Source organism: Echinicola arenosa (assembly GCF_014841125.1).
In the GTDB taxonomy this organism is placed as follows: domain Bacteria; phylum Bacteroidota; class Bacteroidia; order Cytophagales; family Cyclobacteriaceae; genus Echinicola; species Echinicola arenosa.
Genome location: NZ_JACYTQ010000007.1, coordinates 108,103 through 133,775, shown reverse-complemented (window position 1 = coordinate 133,775; position 25,673 = coordinate 108,103). Strand labels below are relative to the sequence as shown.

The 25,673-nt window shown below is 38.5% G+C and carries 21 protein-coding genes and 1 pseudogene; 12 read left to right on the top strand and 10 right to left on the bottom strand.

Features of this window, described 5'->3' with window-relative positions; all coding sequences use genetic code 11:
• The first annotated feature begins 81 nt into the window (after positions 1-81).
• Positions 82-1,059, top strand: a complete 978-nt coding sequence (locus IFO69_RS17505) for a M23 family metallopeptidase (RefSeq protein ID WP_192011426.1) — start codon at positions 82-84, stop codon at positions 1,057-1,059.
• Positions 1,060-1,133: 74 nt separating this feature from the next.
• On the opposite strand, the gene IFO69_RS17500 is transcribed toward IFO69_RS17505, so the two are convergent.
• Both IFO69_RS17500 and IFO69_RS17495 read right to left on the bottom strand, forming a co-directional pair.
• A complete protein-coding gene (locus IFO69_RS17500) occupies positions 1,134-1,346 on the bottom strand; it encodes a hypothetical protein (protein ID WP_192011425.1) in 213 nt (70 codons plus the stop codon).
• A 116-nt stretch (positions 1,347-1,462) separates the two neighbouring features.
• Positions 1,463-2,509, bottom strand: coding sequence for a LacI family DNA-binding transcriptional regulator (locus tag IFO69_RS17495; protein ID WP_192011424.1), 1,047 nt, complete (start codon positions 2,507-2,509; stop codon positions 1,463-1,465).
• 343 nt (positions 2,510-2,852) lie between these two features.
• Here IFO69_RS17495 and IFO69_RS17490 point away from each other — a divergent pair, with 343 nt between their 5' ends.
• The 3 genes from IFO69_RS17490 (at position 2,853) to IFO69_RS17480 (ending at position 5,578) form a co-directional block, all read left to right on the top strand.
• A complete protein-coding gene (locus IFO69_RS17490; RefSeq protein ID WP_192011423.1) occupies positions 2,853-4,280 on the top strand; it encodes a sensor histidine kinase in 1,428 nt (475 codons plus the stop codon).
• Positions 4,280-4,966 (top strand): LytR/AlgR family response regulator transcription factor, encoded by a 687-nt coding sequence (locus tag IFO69_RS17485; protein ID WP_192011422.1) that lies wholly within the window; start codon positions 4,280-4,282, stop codon positions 4,964-4,966. Before IFO69_RS17490 ends, IFO69_RS17485 begins: the two co-directional genes overlap by 1 nt.
• Before the next feature lie 180 nt (positions 4,967-5,146).
• Positions 5,147-5,578, top strand: coding sequence for a hypothetical protein (locus IFO69_RS17480; RefSeq protein WP_192011421.1), 432 nt, complete (start codon positions 5,147-5,149; stop codon positions 5,576-5,578).
• Between the two features lie 33 nt (positions 5,579-5,611).
• On the opposite strand, the gene IFO69_RS17475 is transcribed toward IFO69_RS17480, so the two are convergent.
• Positions 5,612-5,818, bottom strand: coding sequence for a YwbE family protein (locus IFO69_RS17475; RefSeq protein ID WP_317173485.1), 207 nt, complete (start codon positions 5,816-5,818; stop codon positions 5,612-5,614).
• A gap of 93 nt (positions 5,819-5,911) precedes the next feature.
• A pseudogene (cfa, locus tag IFO69_RS17470) lies at positions 5,912-7,066 on the bottom strand (cyclopropane fatty acyl phospholipid synthase); the annotation flags it as partial.
• A 525-nt stretch (positions 7,067-7,591) separates the two neighbouring features.
• Here cfa and IFO69_RS17465 point away from each other — a divergent pair.
• Both IFO69_RS17465 and IFO69_RS17460 read left to right on the top strand, forming a co-directional pair.
• Positions 7,592-9,130: a SulP family inorganic anion transporter gene (locus IFO69_RS17465; protein ID WP_192011419.1), complete on the top strand. Its 1,539-nt coding sequence runs from the start codon at positions 7,592-7,594 to the stop codon at positions 9,128-9,130.
• A gap of 560 nt (positions 9,131-9,690) precedes the next feature.
• Positions 9,691-11,151: a CocE/NonD family hydrolase gene (locus tag IFO69_RS17460; protein ID WP_225444186.1), complete on the top strand. Its 1,461-nt coding sequence runs from the start codon at positions 9,691-9,693 to the stop codon at positions 11,149-11,151.
• A 218-nt stretch (positions 11,152-11,369) separates the two neighbouring features.
• Here the strand turns inward: IFO69_RS17460 and gap are convergent, their stop codons facing one another.
• Positions 11,370-12,374 carry a type I glyceraldehyde-3-phosphate dehydrogenase gene (gap, locus tag IFO69_RS17455; RefSeq protein ID WP_192011418.1) on the bottom strand — a complete coding sequence of 335 codons (1,005 nt, stop codon included), beginning with the start codon at positions 12,372-12,374 and terminating at the stop codon, positions 11,370-11,372.
• A gap of 345 nt (positions 12,375-12,719) precedes the next feature.
• Positions 12,720-14,120 carry an alpha/beta hydrolase family protein gene (locus IFO69_RS17450; RefSeq protein WP_192011417.1) on the bottom strand — a complete coding sequence of 467 codons (1,401 nt, stop codon included), beginning with the start codon at positions 14,118-14,120 and terminating at the stop codon, positions 12,720-12,722.
• Between the two features lie 113 nt (positions 14,121-14,233).
• Between IFO69_RS17450 and IFO69_RS17445 the strand changes: the two genes are divergently transcribed.
• Positions 14,234-14,461 (top strand): DUF3820 family protein, encoded by a 228-nt coding sequence (locus IFO69_RS17445; RefSeq protein WP_192011416.1) that lies wholly within the window; start codon positions 14,234-14,236, stop codon positions 14,459-14,461.
• Positions 14,462-14,475: 14 nt separating this feature from the next.
• Here IFO69_RS17445 and IFO69_RS17440 read toward each other — a convergent pair whose 3' ends face one another.
• Positions 14,476-15,612: a S8 family peptidase gene (locus IFO69_RS17440; protein WP_192011415.1), complete on the bottom strand. Its 1,137-nt coding sequence runs from the start codon at positions 15,610-15,612 to the stop codon at positions 14,476-14,478.
• Between the two features lie 656 nt (positions 15,613-16,268).
• Between IFO69_RS17440 and IFO69_RS17435 the strand changes: the two genes are divergently transcribed.
• The 3 genes from IFO69_RS17435 to IFO69_RS17425 all read left to right on the top strand — a co-directional run bounded on the left by IFO69_RS17435 (position 16,269) and on the right by IFO69_RS17425 (position 22,061).
• A complete protein-coding gene (locus IFO69_RS17435) occupies positions 16,269-18,968 on the top strand; it encodes an outer membrane beta-barrel protein (RefSeq protein ID WP_317173484.1) in 2,700 nt (899 codons plus the stop codon).
• A 156-nt stretch (positions 18,969-19,124) separates the two neighbouring features.
• The gene (locus IFO69_RS17430; protein ID WP_192011413.1) at positions 19,125-21,428 is read left to right on the top strand and encodes a TonB-dependent receptor; all 2,304 of its coding nucleotides are present in this window, start codon (positions 19,125-19,127) and stop codon (positions 21,426-21,428) included.
• Between the two features lie 21 nt (positions 21,429-21,449).
• On the top strand, positions 21,450-22,061 hold the full coding sequence (locus tag IFO69_RS17425) for a hypothetical protein (RefSeq protein WP_192011412.1): 612 nt from the start codon (positions 21,450-21,452) through the stop codon (positions 22,059-22,061).
• Positions 22,062-22,129: 68 nt separating this feature from the next.
• Here IFO69_RS17425 and IFO69_RS17420 read toward each other — a convergent pair whose 3' ends face one another.
• Positions 22,130-22,609: a hypothetical protein gene (locus IFO69_RS17420; RefSeq protein WP_192011411.1), complete on the bottom strand. Its 480-nt coding sequence runs from the start codon at positions 22,607-22,609 to the stop codon at positions 22,130-22,132.
• Positions 22,610-22,831: 222 nt separating this feature from the next.
• Here IFO69_RS17420 and IFO69_RS17415 point away from each other — a divergent pair, with 222 nt between their 5' ends.
• Complete coding sequence (locus IFO69_RS17415; protein ID WP_225444185.1) at positions 22,832-24,001, top strand: PQQ-dependent sugar dehydrogenase; 1,170 nt, start codon at positions 22,832-22,834, stop codon at positions 23,999-24,001.
• Entirely contained in the window at positions 23,994-24,425 is a 432-nt protein-coding gene (locus tag IFO69_RS17410) for a c-type cytochrome (protein ID WP_192011410.1), read from the top strand. Before IFO69_RS17415 ends, IFO69_RS17410 begins: the two co-directional genes overlap by 8 nt.
• Positions 24,426-24,481: 56 nt before the next feature.
• On the opposite strand, the gene IFO69_RS21875 is transcribed toward IFO69_RS17410, so the two are convergent.
• Positions 24,482-24,643 (bottom strand): PLDc N-terminal domain-containing protein, encoded by a 162-nt coding sequence (locus IFO69_RS21875; protein WP_192011409.1) that lies wholly within the window; start codon positions 24,641-24,643, stop codon positions 24,482-24,484.
• A 198-nt stretch (positions 24,644-24,841) separates the two neighbouring features.
• Positions 24,842-25,654: a PhzF family phenazine biosynthesis protein gene (locus IFO69_RS17400; RefSeq protein WP_192011408.1), complete on the bottom strand. Its 813-nt coding sequence runs from the start codon at positions 25,652-25,654 to the stop codon at positions 24,842-24,844.
• Positions 25,655-25,673 lie beyond the last annotated feature (19 nt).

Here is a 25,673-nt window from a genome sequence, read left to right as displayed (position 1 = left end):
GGCGTGTTAACACACGAGCATAGCTTACCCAACGGCCAATCATAGGGCTACAAAAATAGGAGAAATACCATTCAATTAATAATGAGTAGAATAAAATATTACTACGATCCTAAAACCTGTAAATATGAAAGATACACCAAGAGTAAATGGGATGTACTTTTAGGGCTTTTAGGTTTCCTTTCATTATCCTCTTTACTAGCAGTAGGCATTTTATTGGTCTTTAGCTATTACTTCGACAGTCCAAAAGAACTTCTTTTGAAAAAGGAGAATGAAGAACTAAAGCTCTATTATGAAATGATGGACACTGAGGTAACCCGTTTGAATGATATGATGGCTGACCTTAAGGACAGGGATGACAATCTATATCGTGTCATTTTTGAATCTGAGCCCATTCCTTCCTCCATCAGGGAAGCAGGATATGGAGGAAGTGACCGGTTCAGGGATATAAAGGAAAAAGGTCTCCAACAAGAAGACCTTATTGTTGGCGTAATGGAGAATGTAGGGAAACTAAAAAAGCAAATGTATGTTCAATCCCTTTCTTATGATGAACTGGCTGAAAAAGCGCTCAATAAAGAAGAGTATTGGGCTTCTATCCCTGCTATCCAGCCTGTCCATAATGAAGACCTTAAAAGACTTGCTTCTGGCTTTGGTATGCGCCTTCACCCAATCTTGAAAGTAAGAAAAATGCATGCCGGTGTAGACTTTTCAGCCCCTAAAGGAACCCCCATTTATGCTACCGGAGATGGTAAGGTAATTCAGGTAAAAACCGAATTTGGAGGCTATGGTAAATCGGTGGTCATTGACCATGGTTTCGGTTTCCAAACCAGGTATGGCCATATGAATGAATTCAAAGTAAAAAGAGGGCAAACAGTTAAGAGAGGTGACCTGATTGGCACGGTGGGCAACACCGGTTCATCTACTGCTCCTCATGTACATTATGAAGTTATCAAGGACGGTCGCAGGATCAATCCAGTCAACTACTTCTTCAAGGATCTTGAACCTTCAGAGTTTGACAAAATACTTGAATTAGCTTCTAGGGAAAACCAATCATTATCATAATCACAACAATTCATAATGAAAAAAGGGATGATTTGACTTCAAATCATCCCTTTTTTCATTTATCTTTTTCCTATTTAGAACATTAACAACACTACTGTAAATGCCAACAAATACCCTCCTAAAAAACTAAAAAAGAAAGGTTCACTAAACCTAAACTTCTTGTAATCAGGAGCTTCTTGATGAGAATATTTGTAACTTATCTTTTTGAAATACTTTTCCGGATAGAAAGAAAGTAGACACAAACCATAAACAAAAGTCAGCATCAAGAGGGTAAATCCTGTTTCCATGTTCGCTACAATTTGCCCGAAGATAACTTTCTTTTAATCAACTACATAATTTCCCGACATTAAAGTTATCAAATTGTTATTTATTTATTACCCATTAATTACTTAGTCATTCACAGTCAATAATGACCATCAACAGCAGGTGAATTTTTCACTGACTCACGAACAATTAAATCGGCATTCAAGACCACGGTCTGATTGGGGCTATCCATGCCATTGACAATTTTATCCAATAGTAGTTCTGTAGCTTTTTCACCCAATTCATAACCAGGTTGATGAACAGTACTTAAAGTAGGGCTGATGATCTCACCTAACTTCCAGTTGCTAAAACCGATCACTCCAACTTGGTTAGGCACTTGTATATTTTTTTCTCGCAGGTACTTCATTACACCTAAGGCCACCAAATCTGTTACGCAGAAAATAGCATCCGGAGGCCCTGGAAGTGACATCAGTTGTTCTGCAAACTCATACCCCTCCTCCTCAGTCAACTGGTCACATACCTTGATATAATCTTCCGAATAGCTCAACCCCTCATGTTTAATAGCTTCAGCATACCCTCTAAAACGTTCGTTGGAATGTTGGACATTTAATCTACCGCGGATATGCGCTATTTTGCGATAACCAGATTTTATAAAATGACTGACAGCCTGATAAGCCCCGGCAAAATCATTGACGATAACTTTTGGGGTATCAAATAAATCACTGATCTTATCCACTTGAACTACAGGAATATCCGCAGCTATAAATTCCTTTAGGTGACTTACCTCATCCGTCTCATTGGACAAAGAGATAATCACACCATCAACACGGCTGTTTAATAAAGCTTGGGCTACTTTCTTTTCATCATCCACATGTTCATTGGATTGGCAAATCATGACATTGTACCCATGTTGATTGGCTTCCTTGATGACTCCGCTAATGATAGAGGAGAAAAATTGATGGACCAACTCTGGAATGATCAGGCCAATATTAAAAGTTTTACTTTTCCTAAAGTTTACCGCCAGCAGGTTTGGTACATAATGATGCTTTTCTGCATAGTCCTTTACCAGCTTGATGGTTTCCTTGCTGATGTCAGGGTGAGACTTCAGCGCTCGAGAAACCGTTGAAACAGCAAGGCCAAGTTCCCTTGCAATATCCTTCAGTGTCAATTGATGCTTCTCCGACATTTATTTACTAAAGTTAACCGTATCAAATATCAAACAGAAACATACGCAATGTCGCATTCAGAGCCAAAGTTTTTATCAAATTATTTAGACGGTTTATAAATTGTAACTTCGAAATTGATTGCACAATCGGTTGCGGAAAATCACCATTTGCAGCAACAAATAATTTTGAGCTTCTTTGATTATCACATTGAAAAAGAAATCAGATCAAAACCTATAGAACCCTGTTACGGTGACCCTTGTGTCACCTTTTTTTATCCCATATTTAGCAGGGTTGATCACATTTTTTTGTCACAACTATCGGCACTTGCTATCATTGCCATAAGATTTTAGCACAATAAGACTTATGAAAGAAAAACCTCTACATTTCAGAAAAATCGAGCTTTGGCTCGTATCGATCACATTTTTTCTCATTATCCTGAGCAATATCCTGGGAGGAAAAATCGGTATAAGTAACCTAGGACATAACAACGACCAAATGGCCCGTTATTTCGCCTATATTTTTATGCCTTCCTTTATGTTTGTAGCATTCTACCTGATGCATATGAAGATTATTCCTCTTTTTCAGAAAGAGAAAAAGGTGTGGAAGCTAATAGTTTTTGGATTGGTATCTTTTTTTGTGACTTGGTTTTTAGTAGGCATCTTTTATGTTGGCAGTGACCTCGGCAATTCTCCTTTCGTACCATTCTATTTCTCTGGAGTAGCTTTGTATGCGGGTTATTTTATTATTGCCAGTTTTCTTAAGAATCTTATTCTAAACAGAAAAGAGCCGAGTTACCTCACCTATAATATTTTGAGATTGGCTACGGCTTATACCTTTCTGGTCATATTTCTATTCAAATTCCATCACTATTTTCACTTTTTAATATCAATAATTTATCTTTTCATCATACCAGCATTAATCTTTATTTTCCTTTATAATTATTTTTTGGTATACAGAAATAGAGAAATTGGAAAAAAGAAACTGTCCTTGTTCTATTTTTGGCTGTTACCAATTTTAATGCTAATTACCTTCGTTATCATTGCTGGTATTTCAGATGCTGAAGAAGTTATTGTGGTAGGATTGGTTTCTGTAGCTGCCCTGATGCTGATTGTTAACCCAGCTTCTAATGCTATTTTCAAAAAATACCAGGAACATATTGAAACCCTTGATACTTTAAACGTTCAGCTAGAGGAAAAGACTACAGATCTTAAACAATTAAGAAATCAAATCAATCCTCACTTTCTCTTCAATGCCCTGAACACCATTTATGGGATTTCATTACAGGAAAATGCCGAAAAAACTTCAGAAAGCGTCCAGAAACTGGGGGATATGATGCGATTTATGCTTCACGAAAATACGCAAGAAGCCATCCCATTGAATAGGGAAATAGATTATCTAATCAATTACGTAGATTTACAAACACTTAGAATCCAGGAGCAAGAAAACATTGACATTCTATTTAGTCGAAAAGAAGAACATTGCAAAGGAAATATAGCTCCCATGCTGCTGATTCCTTTCATTGAAAATGCCTTCAAACATGGTATTAGTTTGCAGAAAAAATCATGGGTCAAGATCAACCTTCGTTGTCTTGAAGGTTCTCTTCACTTGGACATCAATAATAGCATCCACCGAAAAAGCGGAGAAGATCCCGAGAATGTCCCTTCCGGAATTGGACTGAATAATGTGCGACAAAGACTCAACTTACTTTATCCTAATTGCCACGAACTCGTCATCCGTGAGAATGACTTGGAATATTTTGTACATTTATCTATCCAATTGAACAAAAGCTAATGTTAAAAGCCATTGCCATAGATGATGAACCCCTTGCCTTGGAAGTGATCAAAAGCCACGCTTCCAAGGTGAGCTTTATCTCCCTTCAAAAAAACTTCACCAATGCATTTGAGGCCTTGGACTATATGCAGGACAATCCTGTTGACTTGATTTTTTTGGACATCAAGATGCCTGATATTTCAGGAATGGAATTCGCTACTTTACCAGCTAAAAAGCCCATGATCATTTTTACTACTGCTTATTCCGAGCATGCCGTAAAAAGTTTTGAATTGGATGCCATTGATTACCTGCTCAAACCATTTTCTTTGGCACGATTTACCAAAGCCTGTACCAAAGCCAATGAGCTTTGGATGCTGAAAAATCAAAAAAGGCCTGATAAGGTTACCTCCTTGTTTTTGAAAACAGGTTATGAACAAGTTAAGGTCCTGTTAGATGACATTTTGTTCTTGGAGGCATCAGGAAACTATGTCACCTTTCAAACTATCGACAGCAAAATCATGACGAGAATGACCTTTCAGGAAGCTGAAAACCTCTTGCCTGAGGATTTCTGTAGGATACACAGGTCTTTTATCGTACACAAATCAAAAATTGATAAAGTGGAAAGGCACCAACTATCACTTGGAAAACATACCGTTCCAATTGGCAGCAGCTATGCAGATAACCTGAACCTAAATCCTATCAATTAGCACACCCTCCCTACTGATGGACTGAAGCATCAGGAATTTGAAATTCTGTAATAGCAGGACGCACAGGTTATAAAGTAAAATCAATCGGTGAATTTTCAGGATACAAGTTTATTCTGGAAATCCCTTAAAATCTCCTAAGATTTGCGTTAATTTGAAACGCAAAACATTTGAAGAGACAACATGCAAACAGGAATTCAACACCTCCATTCCGGAATGGCTTATTTAGTGCTGGCCGGATTAGCTATTGTTTTTATTTATGCATTGATCGGTGCATTGAGCAATAGAGAATTTACAGACAAAGACAGGAAATTTGGCCTCATTGGTTTAATCCCTGCACATATTCAGCTTTTAGCCGGTATCGCCATCTATTTCTTCAGCCCACTTGGTTTTTCAAACCTTTCTAGTGGTAATGCTATGGGTGATCCTGTGAGCCGTCTTTATGCTGTTGAGCACCCTTTGATCAACATAATAGCCATTATCCTTATCACTGTTGGTTATAGCAGGGCCAAAAAATTAAGTGTCAGCAGATCAAGGTTTAGAAGCCTTTATATGTTCTATGGTATCGCCTTGATACTGATATTGTCCAGAATCCCTTGGGATGCCTGGATGTAAGAAAAACAACAAAGGAGCTTTAGGGCTCCTTTTTTAGTCTTCCTCCTCAATAATATTTTTCACCCTTCCCACCTCTCCAGTATCCAACTGCACTTTGATCCCATGAGGATGATTGGGAGATTTGGTCAGAATTCTTTTTACCAGCCCCTCTGTGAGTTCACCTGTTCTTTGGTGGTGCTTTTGAACCACTTCTACCAGGTCTCCTATTTTGATGTCACTTCTTTTTTTACCATCCAGCATGCTCAGCTTATTTTGATTTTAAAAGTACAAAACTACAAAATCTTCCGCCCACACCCTTTCTAATTTATGAGGAATTCTTAACATGGCTAACCTTCAAGCAGTAGGTTTTCTTTCCAGATTTCTAATAGCCATATAGTCCCCTTTAAAAGTTTCCTTAACCATCACAATTTGCCACAATTGGTTCTTCCTAGCACGAAAGGATCCCGCGCAAGAAGAAAGATAATATTTCCACATTCTATAGAAACGCTCATCATATTGATCCTTGAATTGTGACCAGCTTGTTTCAAAGCGCTTTAGCCAGGCCATCAGGGTTCGGTCATAATGCAGACCGAAACTATGCCAGTCTTCAATCAACAAAAAGCCTTCCATGGCCTTGGTAAGTTGTGCTGCAGAAGGAATCAGGCTGTTAGGAAAAATATATTTATTGATCCAAGGATCTGTGGTTTGATAGGATTCATTATTACCAATAGTATGCAACAAAGTGATCCCATCATCTTTCAGGTGTTTATTGACCACTTCCATGTATTTTTTGTGATTCCTGGTACCGACATGCTCCATCATCCCAATGGATACAATCCTATCAAACATCCCATCAACATCCCGATAGTCCATTAACCTGATCTTCACTGGCAAGCCTTCACATCTCTCCCGTGCCAGTGTTGCTTGTTCTTCAGACAGGGTGATCCCCAATACTTCCACGTGGTACCTACTAGAAGCATAAGCAGCAAACCCTCCCCAACCACAACCAATATCCAACACTTTCATTCCGGGTGTCAATTTCAGCTTTTGGCAGATTAATTCAAGCTTGTTTTCCTGGGCTTCTTCCAAATCATATGTCTCTTCCCAGTATCCACAACTGTACATCATATTCCTGTCCAACATTTTTTGGTACAACTCATTCCCCACATTATAATGTTGCACGATTACATTCTTTGAGTGTTGTTTGGACTGAAGGTTAATAAACTTTGCCTTTATCGCTTGCCAAATCAATTTGAAATTCCCCTTTACCTTTTTATCCAAATTAGCCTTCAGCAACCGATGAAAGAATTCGTCTAAAGCGTCACAATCCCACCAACCGTCCATATAAGCCTCTCCCAAACCTAAGGACCCCTCTCGCAGCACCCTCTTGAAAAATTGAGGATGATGGATCTTTGGCTCGTAAGGAGCATCCCCATTTATGTGGATTTTGGCATAGGATAAAAGTTCTCGAATGGTATTTTTATAGGAGTCCATGGCGGTGCTGGTTTTTGTGACACATACCTCTACTCTTCAGTATTTTCATCATTCAGGCATAGCCTGCTTATTAAATTTATTAAAAAGTAATGAAGAAGTAAAACGATCTAAAGTCATTTTAAACCAGAAAGATACTAGGCTTCATCACAAAACAAAAATTGGATCAGGACTGCCATTAAACCTACTGTCTCTTTTTCAATTAACATCAAAAGCGAGCCTGTTTTGATATTAAAAAAGCAACAAATCATTGATCCAAATTTAAAAAAATCAACAATTAAAGAAAAAGCCCAACCCACCATTCTAGTAGACACCAACAACCCAAACCATGATATCTTGAGTATTTTGAAATAAAATTCTGTTTCAGAAAAAATTAATTACCTTTGCAATGCTTATGAAAGACTGCAAAGTAATAAAGTCCATCCCCACTCCACCCTGATGGGCTGGTGTTCTTTTTTAAACTTCAATATCCAAAAGATATTAGCCATAATAGCATACCCAAAAAAAGATAATACAAACCAAATCAAATAAAATAGCAAAGACATGACACAAATGTTCTTTAACCTATTTCGTCCAAAGGAATCAAGCCTCAAGGATGAAGTGCTTTCTGGATTAACTGTAGCCTTGGCCTTGGTGCCGGAAGCAGTTGCTTTTTCATTAATTGCTCAAGTATCACCCTTAATAGGCCTTTACACTGCCTTTTTTATTGGATTGATCACGGCTATTCTTGGCGGTAGGCCGGGCATGATATCTGGTGCTACTGGAGCTATAGCGGTTGTAGTGGTAGCCCTTGTGGTCAGCCAAGGTGTAGAATATCTCTTTGCTGCAGTGATTTTGATGGGCGCAATACAAATCCTTGTAGGCGTTCTCAAGCTTGGAAAATTGATCCGGCTAGTGCCCCATCCGGTAATGTATGGGTTTGTCAATGGGCTAGCAGTAATTATCTTCACCTCACAATTTGAACAGTTTAAGATCCAGACAAGTCCTGGCGTGAAGGAATGGATCACCGGACCTCCTTTGTTCATCATGCTAGGCTTGGTAGTACTGACCATGGTGATTATCAAATTCCTTCCCAAAGTAACAAAAGTCATTCCTTCTGCCTTGGCGGCAATTTTGGTCATTTCCGGGATTGTAATCTTGGGTGGTGTAGATACCAGAACCGTGGGAGATATGGCCTCCATTTCAGGTGGACTTCCTGAGTTCCACCTGCCTATGGTCCCCCTGAATTGGGACACTTTTATGACTGTCTTGCCTTATTCTGCCATTATGGCCGGTGTGGGATTGATTGAAAGCCTTTTGACCCTAACCTTGGTGGATGAAATTACCGAGACACGCGGCAATGGAAATAAAGAGTGCATCGCCCAAGGTGTGGCCAATGTTACCACAGGCTTCTTTGGAGGAATGGGAGGTTGTGCCATGATCGGTCAGAGTTTGATCAATGTCAACGCTGGTGGTAGAAATAGAATATCGGGTATCGTCGCAGCCTGTGGCTTGCTGACCTTTATCCTTTTCTTTTCTTCTTATATTGAAATGATCCCAATGGCCGCTTTGGTAGGCTTGATGTTTATGGTGGCCATTGGCACCTTTGAGTGGGCATCGCTGAAGATTTTCAAGAAAGTACCTTTTACAGATGTTTTGGTGATGATCATCGTAACTTTGGTTACTATATTTTTGCATAACCTGGCTTTGGCAGTTTTGGTCGGGGTCATTATTTCCGCTTTAGTATTTGCTTGGGAAAACTCCAAAATGATCCGAGCAAGAAAGACTGTGGATGAAAAAGGCGTCAAGCACTATGAAATTTACGGACCATTGTTCTTTGCTTCTGCCTTGGCCTTTGGGGAAAAGTTTGACCCCATGAATGATCCCGAAGAAATCATTATCGATTTTGCAGAAAGCAGGATCATCGACCATTCTGGAATAGATGCTGTCCACAAGGTCACCGAAAGGTACAACAAGGTAGGCAAAACTGTTTATATCCGTCACCTCAGCACTAGCTCTAAAAGCTTACTGGAAAAAGCCGAAAAAATCATCAGCGTCAACTATGCCGACGATGACCCAAGTTATAGAATCGTAATGGACTAATCAGATTCTCCAAAACATAAAAAAGCAGCGATTCGTTTATTTGCTGCTTTTTTATGTTTCTACTATAAAGAATACGCAATTCCCAACATTTCAAGTTCCACCAAAACTTGTTATTGTAAAACGATTATTCTTACGGTACCTCATTCTCCTCTCCTGTAGCCTTACTCTCCATCCTATACCAAAATACACATTACCTGTTCAAAAGGATGACTTTCTACCCCTACAGGAAAGATTAATAAACAGGATGCCTTCCCATACCGACAGGAGGCCATTGGTTGCTTACAGGAAAGCATCATCACCCTACAGGAAGGGTAGTTTGGAATACAGGACGCCTTACTTAGGGTACAGAACATGGGTTGTACCCATCAATATATCTCTGTATCTTCCCATAATTTCTTTTAGAACACTATGCAAAAGCTAAATGCACCTAGGCTGTCATTAAAAATAAGATATAGCATCACACATAGCAATAGTCAAGACCAATAGATATTAAGATAAAAATAAGCATATGCTTAATCTGGATATTTTTTGAAGCAAATTCGGTCTTTGCACAAACTTCATTGAAAGAAATTGGCTTGGAACATGGAAGCCATACCGTTGGGTTTACACATTACTTGGCTTCTGACAGTACTAGAACTTACAAAAGAATATTTGACTGGAATAACAATACCATCCCCAGACCAATACCTATCAGTATCTGGTATCCCTCCAAAGCCACGTTAAAAGGTACCAAGCCTATGCAAGTACTGGATTATATGGAAATCCTAAAGGAGGAAGAAGAATGGGAATACTTGCCCAATGAGCAAATATTAAACTGGTTCAATTATGCCAATACCACCGCCAATCAAAACCACCTAAAAGAACAAACAATTACGTACTTTGGGCTTCAACCTGAAAATGGCGAAAATGGTAAATATCCTGTCATTGTCTATGCTCCAAGTTATCAAGCTTCTTCCATAGAAAATTTTGCTCTTTGTTCCTTTTTGGCGAGTCATGGCTATATCGTGCTGTCAAGTCCAAGTCGAGGAACAGAAAACAGGTTTTTGGAAGGGGGAACAGAAAAAGACATGGAAACCCAAGCCAGGGACATCGAATTTTTGATCAAGGAAGCATCCTTATTATCCACTGCTGACCTTGGAAAAATCGCCACTATTGGATTTAGTTTTGGAGGTTTGTCAAATGTCCTTTCCCAAATGCGTAACGAAAGTATAAAAGCCATTGTAAGCCTTGATGGCAGTATCAAGTACCAGTACAGTACATTAAAAAAATCACCATTTTTTGACATCAAAAAGGTGGATATCCCTTTTATTCATATGGCACAGAAGGACATTCCAGAAGAGGTTATGAAAGAGCATAATATCAATCCAACATTAAACCATCAGTTTGAATTTTATGATAGTCTTGTTTATAGCCAAGCATACCAGTTAAAGTTTAACCATCTTACCCATGCTTATTTTAGCACTTTAGGGGTATTATTTCAGGAAAGAGACAAAAGGCAGGATAAAAGCGATGCCGAAATCATGGATTCTTATCGTTGGGTCTCCATTTACACCTTAAAATTTCTGGACGCTTCTCTGAAAAACAACGAAGATGGATTCGCCTTTTTGGAAAACCCTCCTGTCCAAAATGGAATGATAATCCTTAAGACAAAACTAGCACAACAAAGGCCTTTCGACTTCCAGGATTTTAACGAATTGGCTTCGAAGCATGACTATAAAGACCTTGAAACGCTATATGAGGAAACCCTACAAAAACACCCCTCCATGCAATTGCCGGAAGGAAATCTAAATAACCTTGGGCTCCAACTAACTTTTAATCCAGAAACTTCCCAATATGGAATAAGCATTTTTTTATTGGCCACTCATTTATACCCCAATTCAGCCAATCTTTATGATAGTATGGCCGAGGCATACTTGTTCATTGGAGATAGAGATAATGCCATAGTAAATTTTAAAAAATCCTTGAGCTTAAATCCTCACAACCAAAATGCCACTGCCAGATTAAAACAACTTCAGGAATAGAAGGCCAAAACCTTAACAATATAAGAACGGAGAGGCAATTTATAGTTAGCCCTCCTCTTAACTTAGCCGCTTTGAAACTTAGCATCAGCAAAAAACACCCCATCTCCGTATGTTCCAACCCGTCAAAAGTAAGTAGGTTCTGATTCGGCTTTTAAACAAAAAGAAAAGCCAATCAAAATCTCTCTTGACCGGCTTTTATATTTTAAAGATCTTACATCTTATTTGCTTGCGATGTAAGCCAATAGGTCTACTACTTTGTTAGAGTAACCCCATTCGTTATCATACCAAGATACCAATTTCACAAAAGTATCGCTCAACTGGATACCAGCACCTGCATCGAAGATAGAAGTTCTGGCATCACCGATAAAGTCATTAGATACAACTGCATCTTCAGTATAACCCAAGATACCTTTTAATTCTCCATCAGCAGCTTCTTTCATTTTAGCGCAGATTTCTTCGTAAGTAGCTCCTTTTTTCAATCTTACAGTAAGGTCCACCACAGAAACGTCTGGAGTTGGTACTCTAAACGCCATACCAGTCAATTTACCGTTCAATTCAGGAATTACTTTACCAACCGCTTTGGCAGCACCTGTAGAAGAAGGGATGATGTTTTGACCAGCTCCACGTCCACCTCTCCAGTCTTTCATAGAAGGACCATCAACAGTCTTCTGAGTAGCTGTGGTAGCGTGTACAGTAGTCATCAAGCCTTCCTCAATACCCCAGTTGTCATTCACCACTTTTGCCAATGGAGCAAGACAGTTGGTAGTACAAGAAGCATTGGATACAAACTGCATATCGCTAGTGTAAGAAGATTCGTTAACACCCATTACGAACATTGGTGTATCATCTTTAGAAGGAGCAGACATTACTACTTTCTTCGCACCTGCGTCAATATGACCTTGAGCAGATTCTTTGGTCAAGAATAGACCCGTAGATTCTACCACATATTCAGCACCGATATCAGACCATTTTAGGTCAGCAGGATTTCTTTCGGCAGTAACACGGATAGCGTTACCATTCACTACAAGCTTACCGTCCTTTACTTCTACATCTCCTTTGAATTGACCGTGAGTAGAGTCATACTTAAGCATGTAAGCCATATAATCTACGTCTACCAAGTCATTGATACCAACGATCTGGATATCATCTCTCTCTTGAGCGGCACGAAAAACCAATCTTCCGATTCTACCGAATCCGTTAATTCCTACTTTAATCTTTGTCATCTTAAATTAAGGTTAATAGGTAAAATTATGTTGTTATTATAAATCGACTAAATCACTACACCACTTCCAAACATTCTCTTTTAGTATCTTACAAAAGTGGTTTGTATGCTAAAAACATCCCGTATCCTATGATAGGATGGTGATTTTTTACTAGGCCAAATTTATTGAATTAATATTTAGTAAGGAAATTAAGTCTGTAATAATCTATCATATTTCCATAGATTTTGAGGAGTGTTCGATCATTTTGGAAATAAATACCAAAATCCACTGTAAATTCAGCAAAACACTGTATCCAATAACATATCTACAGCCATACAACACTTCACTTAGGACAATTAGTTTCTATCACAAGCTCTTTATCCAATTGACCATGTCTTGGAGGACTTCCTCATCAAAAGTCACTTCAATTCGGGCATACTCACTCACACTTCCAGTTTCAGAAGGTTGAAAGAGATGATTAAGCCCAGGGTAGAGTTTGGTCTCTACCTCGATTCCTTTTGTGTTTTTTTGCAGATCTTCCAACGCTTCCTTATTGATCGGTCCGTTTACCTGTATGTCATTTTCTCCAAAGAGAGCCAAAACGGGTACATTGCTATTCTTAATATATGCCGATGGATCAAATTTCAAAAAGGTAAAAAACCATGGGGAGATCATCTTTCCATAAGCTTGTTCCAGCCGGGCCAACTGTTCTGAATTGACGGAATCAATATCGCTTTTTGACTCCAAGTATTCCTTTAAGGCTGAATTAAGCTTAGGCTTCAAAGAATCAAAATCCTTTGTTTCCTTAAAAACTTCATAGATCATACTGTTGAGCTGACTTTGCTCGGCCATGATTTCAGGTGATGCGCCTGATGAAGCTAGTACATCTTTGGTTTGCTGCTTCATCATCTCAGCTATGGGCACAACAGGTCCTGCTAGGGAAATACCAAAGCCCATTCCTTTTTCTTCCGCAGCCATGATCCATACGATCATCCCTCCTTCGCTATGGCCAATTACTCCACTTCTGACCTGATCCACAAAAGGATACTTCTTCAAATGAGCCAAGGCCAAAGCAGCATCCTTTTCAAAGTCAAAGCTGGTTGCTTTATTAAAGTCACCTTCAGACTCTCCTGCCCCCCTTTCATCATAGCGCAAGACAGCGATACCATTGCGGCTCAAGTAATCAGCAATTACCCAAAAGGGTTGATGGCCCAACAATTCTCCATTTCTGTTTTGCTTGCCAGATCCACTGACCAAAACCACTGCAGGAAAAGGCCCCATACCCTTGGGTTTGGTAATGGTTCCTTTCAAGGTAATGCCTTCTTTTAAGTTAGTAAAAGAAGTTTCAATGATGTCATAGTCAAATGGAGGCTTCGGTTCTTGAGGCCTAGCTCCGAGAGTAGACTCCCCTTCTGCCCTTTTGGACAAATTCAATGGAAATTCCATTCCACCCTGCTTAAACGTTCCTTGGATAGAATCATTGACAAGGACACCCTGATAGCTTATCTTCAATTGATCAATTTCAAATGCTAACATTGGTGTCGTAAAAAGCACTTTGCTAACGGGAATTCCCTTGGCGCCCTGGGCAGGACTATCCATCGTTCCTTTCCAATCTCCATTTTCTTGATGGAAATTGAAAACCAAAGGTAACTTTTGGGCCATCACCTTTAATTCACCTTTCCAGCTCCCCTCCAAATCCACACCTTGTCCAAAAGTGCTCCATGTAATAAAAAACAATACAAATAGGTTGATCAGTTTCTTTTTCATAATCCATTGATAATCTTAGCTATCTATTTTCGCTCAAAAGTTTAAAAGGATAGTTGGTGTTTGAAGCCTTTTGAGAAATTTAAAGATAAGATGATTTTCCAATATCTTTGGGTATGCAAAATGAAATCCTTATTGAGATAGTCACCAAAAGAATGCCTTTTGGAAAATACCAAGGAAGACTCATCTGTGACATCCCTGAACATTATTTGGTATGGATGTACAAAAAAGGCTTTCCAGAAGGAAAGCTGGGCATGTGGTTACATACCATGTACGAAATAAGGGTCAATGGATTGGAATACTTGATTGCAGAATTAAAAAAGAGGTACAAACCTCAAGATTGAAAATTTGTTCAAATTTATTTGGGAGCCTTATAAACAGCTATCGGGTCTGGATCACCATCGGGATCGTTTTTGACATATCCCCCAATCTTAGGTCCTCCTAACAAAACCAAACCAGCCACGTGTGGAGCTGCCATAGAAGTTCCACTATTATATTCGTACCTGTTTTCAATCCAAGTAGATAAAACTCCACTACCAGGAGCGCACCAATCTATCGGAGGACTGCCATAATTTGAAAAATAAGTGAATTTATCCTGGCTATCCATGGCAGACACAGTATAAACGTATTCTCCATTTACCCTAGCAGGTGAAATGAAATTAGCATCCACACCATCATTTCCAGCCGCGATCACAAAGAAAATCCCTTTTTGGGAAGTTTTAAGGATAGCATCATCCACTATAGGAGAAATACCCCCAGTAATGCTCAAATTCACTACATCTCCACATTGACCATATTCATTAATAAAATCAATCGCCTCTAAAAATCCAGAAAGCGAGCCTCTTCCATTCCTATCCAATATTTTAACAGGAATGACTTTAGCACCTGCAGCTACTCCAGCAATACCCTTTCCGTCTAATTTGGCACCAAGAATACCTGCAACGTGGGTTCCATGACCATGGTAATCTTGTAGACATTCACCATCCAAACCATTTTTAATGGCATTAAAGCCTTTGGATTCCTTTACATTTAGGTCACTATGCTCCAAATCAATTCCTGTATCCATGATAAAGGCCACATTCTTCCCTTTATATTTGATGGGACCTCCCACTCTTGCCACTCCAAGTGGAACCATATCTCCCTCTTTCTCCTTTTGGCTTTTTTTAATTGAAGGACCGACTAAACTGGAAGGTTGTCCAGGAAGCTTGATGACCTTATCTTGTTCAATTTCCTTTACTCCCTTTTTACTAGACAAGAACATCAGTTCTTCTGTACTTAACTTCACTGAAAATCCCTGAAAATTCCTTGTAAAAATTCTTTCAATCTTTTCTTCCCTATTTTCAATACCATACATCAGATCCATTACCTTAGATTTGACATAATCATACAAATCACCTGGACTTTCCTCCATCCTTGCATTAATCCCCACATCATCTATTACAATTATATATTGGTCAGAAATAAATTCTGGTTCTTCCGTTGCCTCCTTAGCCATTGGCTGGTCAGGCAGTGGGAACTCCTGATGGCAAGCATAACAAATGCTTATAATGAAAAAACAGCATACTTTAATCAATTGGGATTTTCGTAGAGGATTTATCATAATAGTTCAATATAAAATTGTTAAAACAATAAAAAACACCAAAGTAGCTTTATCAATTTAATTTAAAATAGGATAAACCAACAATAAAAAGGGTGATAATTTGAAGCAATAAAATATAACAAGCCAAATTGATAATGAACAATTACATTATATCAACAAAAAACATCCTTCTAAATAGACGAACCATTGAGGGGTACAAAAGAATCTAGTAACATAAGAAACTAACTAAATCAATTCTTAAAAAATTTTCCCGGAAGTATCATTTCCCCCAACCATAAGAATGGTAGGCTAAATTTATTAGAAAAAAACAATTGAAAAATTTGTTAAAAGTTAAATAGATCCTGACCATTCATACTCCCCGTTTAACTCGTCTTGCTTCCATTCATAGAATAATCCACGCTAAAGGAAAACCTTTGCGTAATTTTGAAGTCTTATATAATGATAGCACCTACTAATTAATTACCAACACATTGAAAATCAACAATATGCGAAAGCTATACTCTTTTCTATTTTTTACATTGTTACTTCAGAGCAATCTATTTGGACAAGATATGCTTAAGGGTAAAATAGTGGATAAAATTTCAGAGGAAACGCTTCCAGGTGCTTACATATTTATTAAGAATAATCAAGACGAAACACTTGCTAATTCCTTTACAGACGAAAATGGAAATTTCAACATCAAAAAGCCTGAGGTCTCTTCATTTATTCTTGAGGTTAGTTTTATAGGCTATCAAACCCTTAGAAAAAACTACAGCAATCTATCCTCGAATAACCTTGGTGTCATTGCAATTGAAGAAGACGCGACTCAGCTTCAGGAGGTTGAAGTAACTGGGCAGGTCATGACAGGTGAAGTAAAAGGAGATACCATTTCTTTTAATGCCAACGCCTACAAAACAAGATCACAAGCCAGTGCTGGAGAGCTGATCAGAAAGATGCCAGGTGTAGTAATGAGAGGCGGTACCATTGAAGTACAAGGAGAAACTGTTGGACGAGTGTTAGTAGATGGAGAGCCTTTCTTCGGTGATGATCCGGCGATGGCCATGCAAAACCTTCCTGTTGAAGTCATTGATAAAATCGAATTTTTGGACCAAAAAAGTGACCAGGCTAGATTGACAGGATTTGATGATGGAGAAACCATTAAGACCATCAATATCATCACTAAAAAGGACATGCAAGGAGGAAAATTCGGTCAATTATTTGCCGGATATGGTACCGATGACAACTATCTAGTGGGAGGCGCTGTTCACTTTTTTGAAGGACCCCAACGGCTGTCCTTACTTGGCTTAAGCAACAACATCAACCAGCAAAATTTCTCTGCTGATGATTTAACAGGCGCATTCGGATCTGGCAATGACCGTGGTTGGGGACGAAGGGATAGTGATGACCTGACCGTCAGGGAACGTCCAGGTATCACAAAAACCAACTCTCTTGGAACCAACTTCACCGATAAATTTGATGGAGGTAAGGCTAAATTCTCAGGGAACTACTTTTTCAACGATAGCAAAAACACCCTAAGAAGAACCTCTACAAGAGAATACATTCTTCCAAGTGATAGTCTTCAATTCTATGACGAAAACGTGCAAAACCAAAACAATAGCCAAACGCACAGGATGACTATGAAATTGGAGTATGATATCACTGAAAGACATGCTATTATCTGGCGGCCAAGGTTTTCTTATGAAAAAGGTAACTCATTGAACAAGTTGGTTGCAAGAAACCTTTATGATAGAAGTACTCCTATAAGTGAAACGGTGAACCTTACTAATTCCGAAAATGAGGCATTAAGAATTGATAACGACTTCACCTATAGGTTTAAATTTGACAAACCAGGACGCACCATATCTACCTCAATAGAAACAGGCTATAGGGATAATAACAGTGAATCACTGCTTCTTTCTGCTAATAGGAACTATCAGTCCAACAACTTAGATAGTTTAATCCAAAGAACCATCATCAACAATGATCGTTTCGAATATGAAGCAGAAATTGAATATACAGAACCGATTGGGGAAAACACCCAGTTAAGGTTGGAGTATGAATTTGGTAATGACAACAGTAAAAACCTGCAAGATGTTTCCCAAAGAGAAATGGAGTCTACCATTTTTGAAAGAGACACAACCTTAAGTAATGAATTTGAAAACGGGTACAATCGTCAAGAGTTAAGTCTAGGCTTACGTCACAATACAGAAACACTCAGGATTTTCACTGCATTGAACTATGAAGTAGCCAAGCTAAACAGTGACCGGCTTTTTCCTGGCTATGAAAATACGAAGAGAACCTTCAAAAACTTTGTCCCAAGAATGTTTATTGATTATGAACCGGATAAATCCACCAGTATCCGACTTGGCTATAGAGCAGACACAGATGCTCCTTCGGTTCGTCAATTGCAAGACGTAATTGATAACAGCAACCCGCTACAAATTTCAATGGGTAACCCTGAACTGGAGCAAGAATATGAGCATAGAATTTTCTCTAGAATCAAAAAAATCAACTTAGAGAATTCGAAGTCTTTCTTTATGTGGCTATCAGCGGGGGTTCGTAAAAATTTCATGGGAACCAGTACTTACATTGCCACTAAAGACACCTTAATTCAAGACGATGTGTTGCTCAGACAAGGTGGACAGTTAAGCCGACCTGTCAATCTTGAAAATGCGTGGAATGCAAATACAAGCATATCATTTGGATTCCCTCTTGGATTTATGAAAAGTAACTTGAACTTGGATACCAGATTCAATTACTCAAATCAACCTGGTCTGATCAATGATCAATTAAATACCAACCATAATTTAGGAATGGGGCAAGGCTTGGGTATTTCTAGTAATGTAAGTGAAAAATTAGACTTCAACCTGAGTACCAGTGCAAACTATAACATTGTAAGAAGCACTCTTCAAAAAGACAGAAACAGCAATTATTATTCACAAAGCACTAGGCTTGACCTTTATTGGAATTTCTGGAAAGGTTTCTTCTTCAGCACCAATGTGAATAATCAGTTTTATATAGGTCTGGGTGAAGAATATGACCAGTCCATTTGGTTAATGAATGCCGATTTTGGCTACCGATTCCCTCCTTCCCAAAACCTTGAGTTAAAAATGACAGTTTTTGATCTATTGAACCAAAATACCAGTATCAACAGAAATGTCACAGATGTATATATCGAGAATGAAAGGACTGAAGTTCTGAGGCAGTTTTTCATGGTAACCTTAACTTACAATTTAAGAGCATTTGGTGGAAGCAAGCCACAATATGATTAACTACCACCCATAAACCGTAAATAAATGCAGCCTTATGTGCTGCATTTTTAGTTTATATAAGATGTTTTACCAACTTTAATATTCATCCGCTCTAGGAATATTTTTTTTTTGAAACACGGTTGCAAAAAGCAACGTTATTGCATTATATTTGGAGCAATGAAATACCTAAATCAACTTAGCATAGTTTTGTTACTGCTTTTTATCTCAATAACCACAGTATTTGGTCAAGGCAACTGCGATTTTAGCGTTAGAGGGAAGGTAGTGGACACTGAAAGCAATGAAGCTATTGAAGGAGCATATGTATGGATCAAGGAGCTAGAAAAAGGGGCTATTACCAATCCTAATGGAAATTTCAACTTCGAAAACATTTGTGAAGGACACTACATTGTTACAGTAGAGTTTTTAGGTTACAGTCCACAAACGGTACAGTTAAATGTCCATGAAAATGTAAATCTGACCCTAAGAATAACTCCAAAGGAATATTTGATTGATGGTGTTGAAATTGTAGGGCATAAAGATGCGGTAAGCACACTTAACAATATCAGTAATATTGGGAAAGCCATTTTGGATGAAAATCGTGGTAAAAACCTTGGAGAGACCCTTAAAGACCTACCTGGAGTCACCACCTTCACCACAGGATCCAATATCTCAAAGCCAGTAATTCATGGTATGCACAGTAATAGAATCATGATTCTAAACAATGGGGTAAGGCAAGAAGGACAGCAATGGGGAGGCGAACATGCCCCTGAAATAGATCCTTTTATGGCTGAAGACATATCTGTGGTAAAGGGAGCTGAAACAGTCCGCTTTGGACCGGAAGCTATGGGGGGAGTAATATTAGTTACACCACCAAAACTGCCCGTAAGTGGTGGGTTAAAAGGCTCTGCCAATATGATTGGAACGACAAATGGCCAATCAGGAGCTGGCTCCATAAGTTTAGAAGGAGGCATCAAAAAACTACAAGGATTTGGTTACAGAGTACAGGCGTCTTCAAGAGTAGGCGGTAATATCAAAAGCCCTAATTACTATCAAGACAACACAGGTATGAGAGAGCTCAATTTCTCCGGAGCCCTAGGTTACAACACTAAGACTTTGGGCATGGAGTTATTCTATAGCCGTTTTTCTACTGAGATTGGAATTCTGAGTGATTCTCACACTGGTAATTCGAGTGATCTAGATGACCTGATAGAAAATGGAAGACCTTTTTCTGATAAGGGATTCTCATACTCCATTGAAAATCCAAGACAAAAAGTAAATCATCAATTATTCAAAGCCAAAGGCCATTACCATTTGAACAATGATGGAGTGGTCAATTTCAGTTATGCTTTTCAGAAAAACAACAGACAAGAGTTTGATAAAAGAAGGGGAAGTTTAAATGATCATGCAGCATTGGATTTGGAGTTATTTACCAACACCTTTGACATATCCTATGAGCACCCGACTTTCAAAAAATGGGATGGAACATTTGGAATCAATGTTCTCCAACAAGCCAACAACAATGTTCCTGGTACTGGAGTCACGCCACTCATCCCCAATTACGATCTCGTTAATTTAGGAGCTTATGCCACGGAAAAATATATCAACGGTCCTTTTGAATTTGAAGCTGGAGCCAGGTATGATTTTCGATATGTAGATGCCGCTCGATACAACCAATCAGGGGAGTTGGAAGAAAGGGATTTTACTTTCAAAAACTTCACGGCTTCATTGGGTGCAGCATACAGCTTTAACAATTATTGGATGATTACATCCAATATTGGCTCAGCATGGAGACCTCCAAATATCAATGAGCAATTTAGTCAAGGACTTCATCATGGTGCTGCCGCAGTAGAAATAGGCAATCCAGATTTTGTCAGTGAGCAGGCCATCAAATGGGTTAACACCCTGAATTTCACAAAGGACAAGCTTAGTGCAGAATTGACAGGTTATTACCATAAAATCAACAATTACATCTACCTAAACCCTACCGGAGAACAATATGTTTCCCTCCGCGGCACGTTTAATGTATATGAATACCTACAGACCGATGCTTCATTTTGGGGTATTGACCTGAGCACCAATTACGAGCTTCTTCCAGCTCTTTCTTGGTATATTAAGGGAAGTATGATTCGTGCAAAAAACCTGATTGACCATAATTACCTTCCTTTTATCCCTGCGGATCAAATAGAAACTGGCTTAAATTATCAAAAAGAACAATTTGGCAAATTAACACTAAATAACCTATCTGTCTTCAAGCAAAGGCGAGAACTAGATTTTGACCTTGCCCCAGCTCCTCCAGGCTACAACCTTTGGAATATCAGTTATAATAGAACCATATTTTCCGCAACATCAAGTAGCTTAAAGGGAGGACTTTCTGTTAACAACATCTTTAATACAGAATATAAAAATTACATGAATCGCTTTAGGTACTTTTCCCACGAAATGGGAAGAAATATAAGCCTAAGGCTGAAATACGAATTTTAATCATATTAAATCAAATTCCTTATGAAAACTATGCGTAACAATTTATTGGCAGGATTGCTATTCGCAACATCAATCACTTTAGTTTCTTGTAGCAAAGATGACCCTGTTCCAGAGTTGGATCAAGAAGTAATTACTGAGGTAACCTTGACTTTTACAGAAATTGACAATTCAGGTGTTAGCATGGGTACTTCATTAGAATATGTAGCCAGCTCTAATGAAGGAATTGCTTTGGGGGGATCGTTGCAAATTGACGATATAGATGGCCTCGAAAGTGGTAAAAGATATTTAATGGAGATATCAGCTTACAACGGAATAGCTGATGAAGACATCACTGAGGAAATTGAAGAAGAAGCAGATGAGCACCAATTCTTTTTCCTAGGAAGTGCATTTACAGGATCGACTTCTTTCATGACTTATACTTATGATGATGCTGATGAGAACAATAACCCAATTGGTTTGGTCGGCCAGGTTACCGTAGATGAAACTTTGCTAAGCAATACGGGGCAAATCAGGGTGATCTTAAGGCATGCCCTTGACAAAGATTATGAAGGAGCAGAAAACCCGCATTGGGCAGATTATTCACAAGCAGGCGGAGAAAGCGACCTGGATATTACATTTGATGTAACCTTCTAATTTGTGCTCTTTTAACCAAAACGGGCTGGCCTCATGAGGCCAGCCCGTTTTGGTTAATCTTAAATTTTTTATTCAGTGCTTTCAGCATTTTCATTATACTCTCCCACGTTTCCAGCAACCAAAATCTTTTCATAATCAGGGCCTTCTTCTGCCAAGTGGACTTTGATGTGATAGTAGGTATAATTTAAATCTTCCAAGCTGAAATCCTTAATTATTGTTACACTTTTAAGCGGCCTGATATCAACCGGATTTAGCATTTCCGCCATAGGTGAATTTTCACCTTGCTGGTATTGTCCATAGTGCAGGTGGGCAGGAAAGTAGTATTCATTTTTAGAAGCCTCTCCTACCAAGGTAATTGTCAATTCCAGACCACTACCATCAGCAAATTCTTTAAAAACTGCCTTGCCAGTATAACCATATTCTGTATCAATAGTGTTGAGTTCATACTCCTGTACATTATCAGTATAAATGGACTCTGTCAGTTGACTGCAGCCAGCACCTAAAACCAAAATGGTCAATCCAGTGAATAATTTTGCTAATTGTTTCATGTAAATACTTTACCTAGTCACCATTGATTACGAATAGTTAAATATAAGGTATGAATGATTTGATTATTATAAAATCTAAATTTTTCTTTTATTCAACTTTCTATTTTAGAAGCCCAAATTACCGTTAGTGTATTTTTTGATCCAGTTAGGAGATGCACAACCAATTGCATGAGTTATTGATTATATTTATAACTTCAAAAAACCTATATAAACCTATCTACTATGAAATTCAATTTCAAAACACATTTTAAATATCTAGCTCCAGCTGTTATGATCGTCATGATTGCAGGCTCAGCCTGTGCCCAAGATAATCGACCTGGAATCATGGAAAACACCCCTGAGATAAGTGATGACCAAAAAAATTACACTGTTGAAACGATAGTTGATGGACTGGAAAACCCTTGGGGAATGGCTTTTTTACCAGATGGCGGAATCTTGATTACCGAAAAAAAAGGTGAGCTGATTTTTGCCAAAGATGGACAAAAAACAATTGTAGAGGGCGCTCCTGAAGTTGTTTCGAGAGGGCAAGGTGGTTTATTGGACATTGTCCTTCACCCCGATTATGAAACTAATGGCTGGTTATATCTGACTTTTGCCTCTGGGGAAGGTGAAGAGGAAGGTGCCAACACTGCTATTATGAGAGCAAAATTTGATGGTAAAAGCCTTACTGACCATGAGCTACTGTACAAAGCTTCTCCAAACACTAAAAAAGGCCAGCACTTTGGATCAAGAATCGCTTTTGATAATGATGGTTACCTCTATTTTTCCGCCGGAGAAAGGGGGGAAAGAGATGTAAATCCTCAGGATATCACCAGAGATAATGGCAAAGTTTATAGAATTAATGATGACGGAAGTATTCCTGCAGACAATCCTTTTGTCAATGCTGAGGATGCCAAAAAAGCCATTTACTCTTATGGACATAGGAACCCTCAAGGCATGATGTTTCACCCAGAGTACAATGAAATTTGGGTAAACGAGCATGGTCCGCAGGGCGGAGATGAAATCAATGTGGTGAAGAAAGGAGCCAATTATGGCTGGCCAGTTGTTTCTTATGGAATCAACTATGACAATTCTATTTTGACAGATGATACCGGTAAAGAAGGTATGGAACAACCGATATATTACTGGGTTCCTTCTATTGCTCCTTCAGGAATGGCTGTTGTACCTGGTGAAATCTACCCAGAATGGTCAGGTAATATCTTGGTGGGATCTTTGAAGTTCCAGTACCTGGAAATGCTCACTTTGGAAAACAAAAAAGTAGTCGCAAGGACAAAACTTTTAGATGGTATGGGCAGGTTAAGAAATGTCAAAGTAGGTCACGACAACTATATCTATGCCGGAATTGAAGGAAAAGGAATTGTTAAAATCATCCCTAAAAATAAACATGATTAAATTAGGAATTTTATCCTGTTTCATATTTTCTTATTTGGGGTGGACAGCTTTTTACTTTCAGGATCAAGATGAAGCACTTAAAGCCAGTATCAAAAGAGGCCAGGAAGTTTATCAAGACTATTGTATTTCATGCCATCTGGCCAATGGAGAAGGAGTAGACGGAACCTTTCCTCCTTTAGCTAAATCTGATTTTCTTTTAAAGAAGCGGGAAGAAAGCATCAGGGCAGTCAAATATGGAATGAATGGGGAAATAATAGTAAATAAAAAAACTTATAATAGTACCATGACCAACCTTGGCTTATATGATGATGAAGTAGCCGATGTAATGAATTATATTCTTAACAGTTGGGGAAACAAATCCAAAAAAATGGTAACAGAAGAAGAAGTAAAAGCTGTTTCCAAAGAAGGTAAAAAAGATAGTTAAGCTGTAAAGCAAAGAAGGCAAAACCTAGGTTTTGCCTTCTTTGCTTTACCTAATCATCAACTTCTGTTAAAATCAGGTTTAAACCGTCTAAATTCATTTCTTCTTCTATTTTTAACCATCTGAAAATAAATAATCGGCCCAACAATTGGAAGCAAGAAGATTAACATAAACCAAAATGGCTGAACCTTTCTGTGATCTTTCTTTAGAACGAAAAACATCCAACAATGCCCATATCCAAAGAACAATTGTTGGAAAAGTCAACATTCCAATAAAATAGCTTTCCATATCTATTAGGTTTTATCTTTAATCCACTCTTTAATTTAACCAAAAAAATAAAAATATCCTTAAGCTTCATCAAGCCTTTAAAGTAAATCATGTTTCAAGGTTTAAAGGACATTCTACTAAGTATAGTTATTTTATATTCCCATAGGGACACTGATTTTTTGCTTTTCTTCAATAAGAAATTCTCCCGTCAGCTCCACTACGCCATGCTTTAGTCCGCACAAAAATGCGCCTCCCCTACTGCTTAATTGAACCGCCTTCATATGCTGCTTATTTAATTTCTCAGCCCAAAAAGGGACCAGCATAGCATGTGATGAGCCAGTAGCATAATCCTCCTTCCCCAAGGTGTGAGGCACAATTGTCCTACTGACAAAATCCACATTATCTCCCTTTGCCGTTACGGCATAACCAAAAATATCACTGTCCTGCAATCTATTAAAATCAGGTTGCATATTCTTGACAGATTCCTCACTATCAGTCAAAATTAAGTACTTATTGGAAGTTTTAAACATACCCAAAATCGGTACATTAAGGCCTTCTTTTATAGGTAAAGGAATTTCTTCCAATTCACCTTGAATCAAAATAGCGTTTGCACCAATGGTAACGGTCTGATCTGGATTTACTTTTCCTGTCAACTTACCATCACGGTAATTGAAAGTAAAGGGGCCATTAGATTGCTCCTTAATGCCAAGAAAGGCAGTTGCTGCAGCAGTACCATGACCACAAAGCCCAATCTCTGCATCAGGTGCAAACCACCTGATATCATAACCGTGTCCTCCTGTCCTTTTCACTAAAAAGGTACTTGCTGGCTGATTTAACTTCCTGGCCATTTCTTGCATCGCTGCTCTTGAAAGATGGTTTTCCAAAAGCAAAACAGCCGCAGGATTTCCTTTATAATTGAATTCTTTACTTGTAAATACTGAGATAATCTGATAATACACTTCCATCCTATCGAAAAATTTAGCT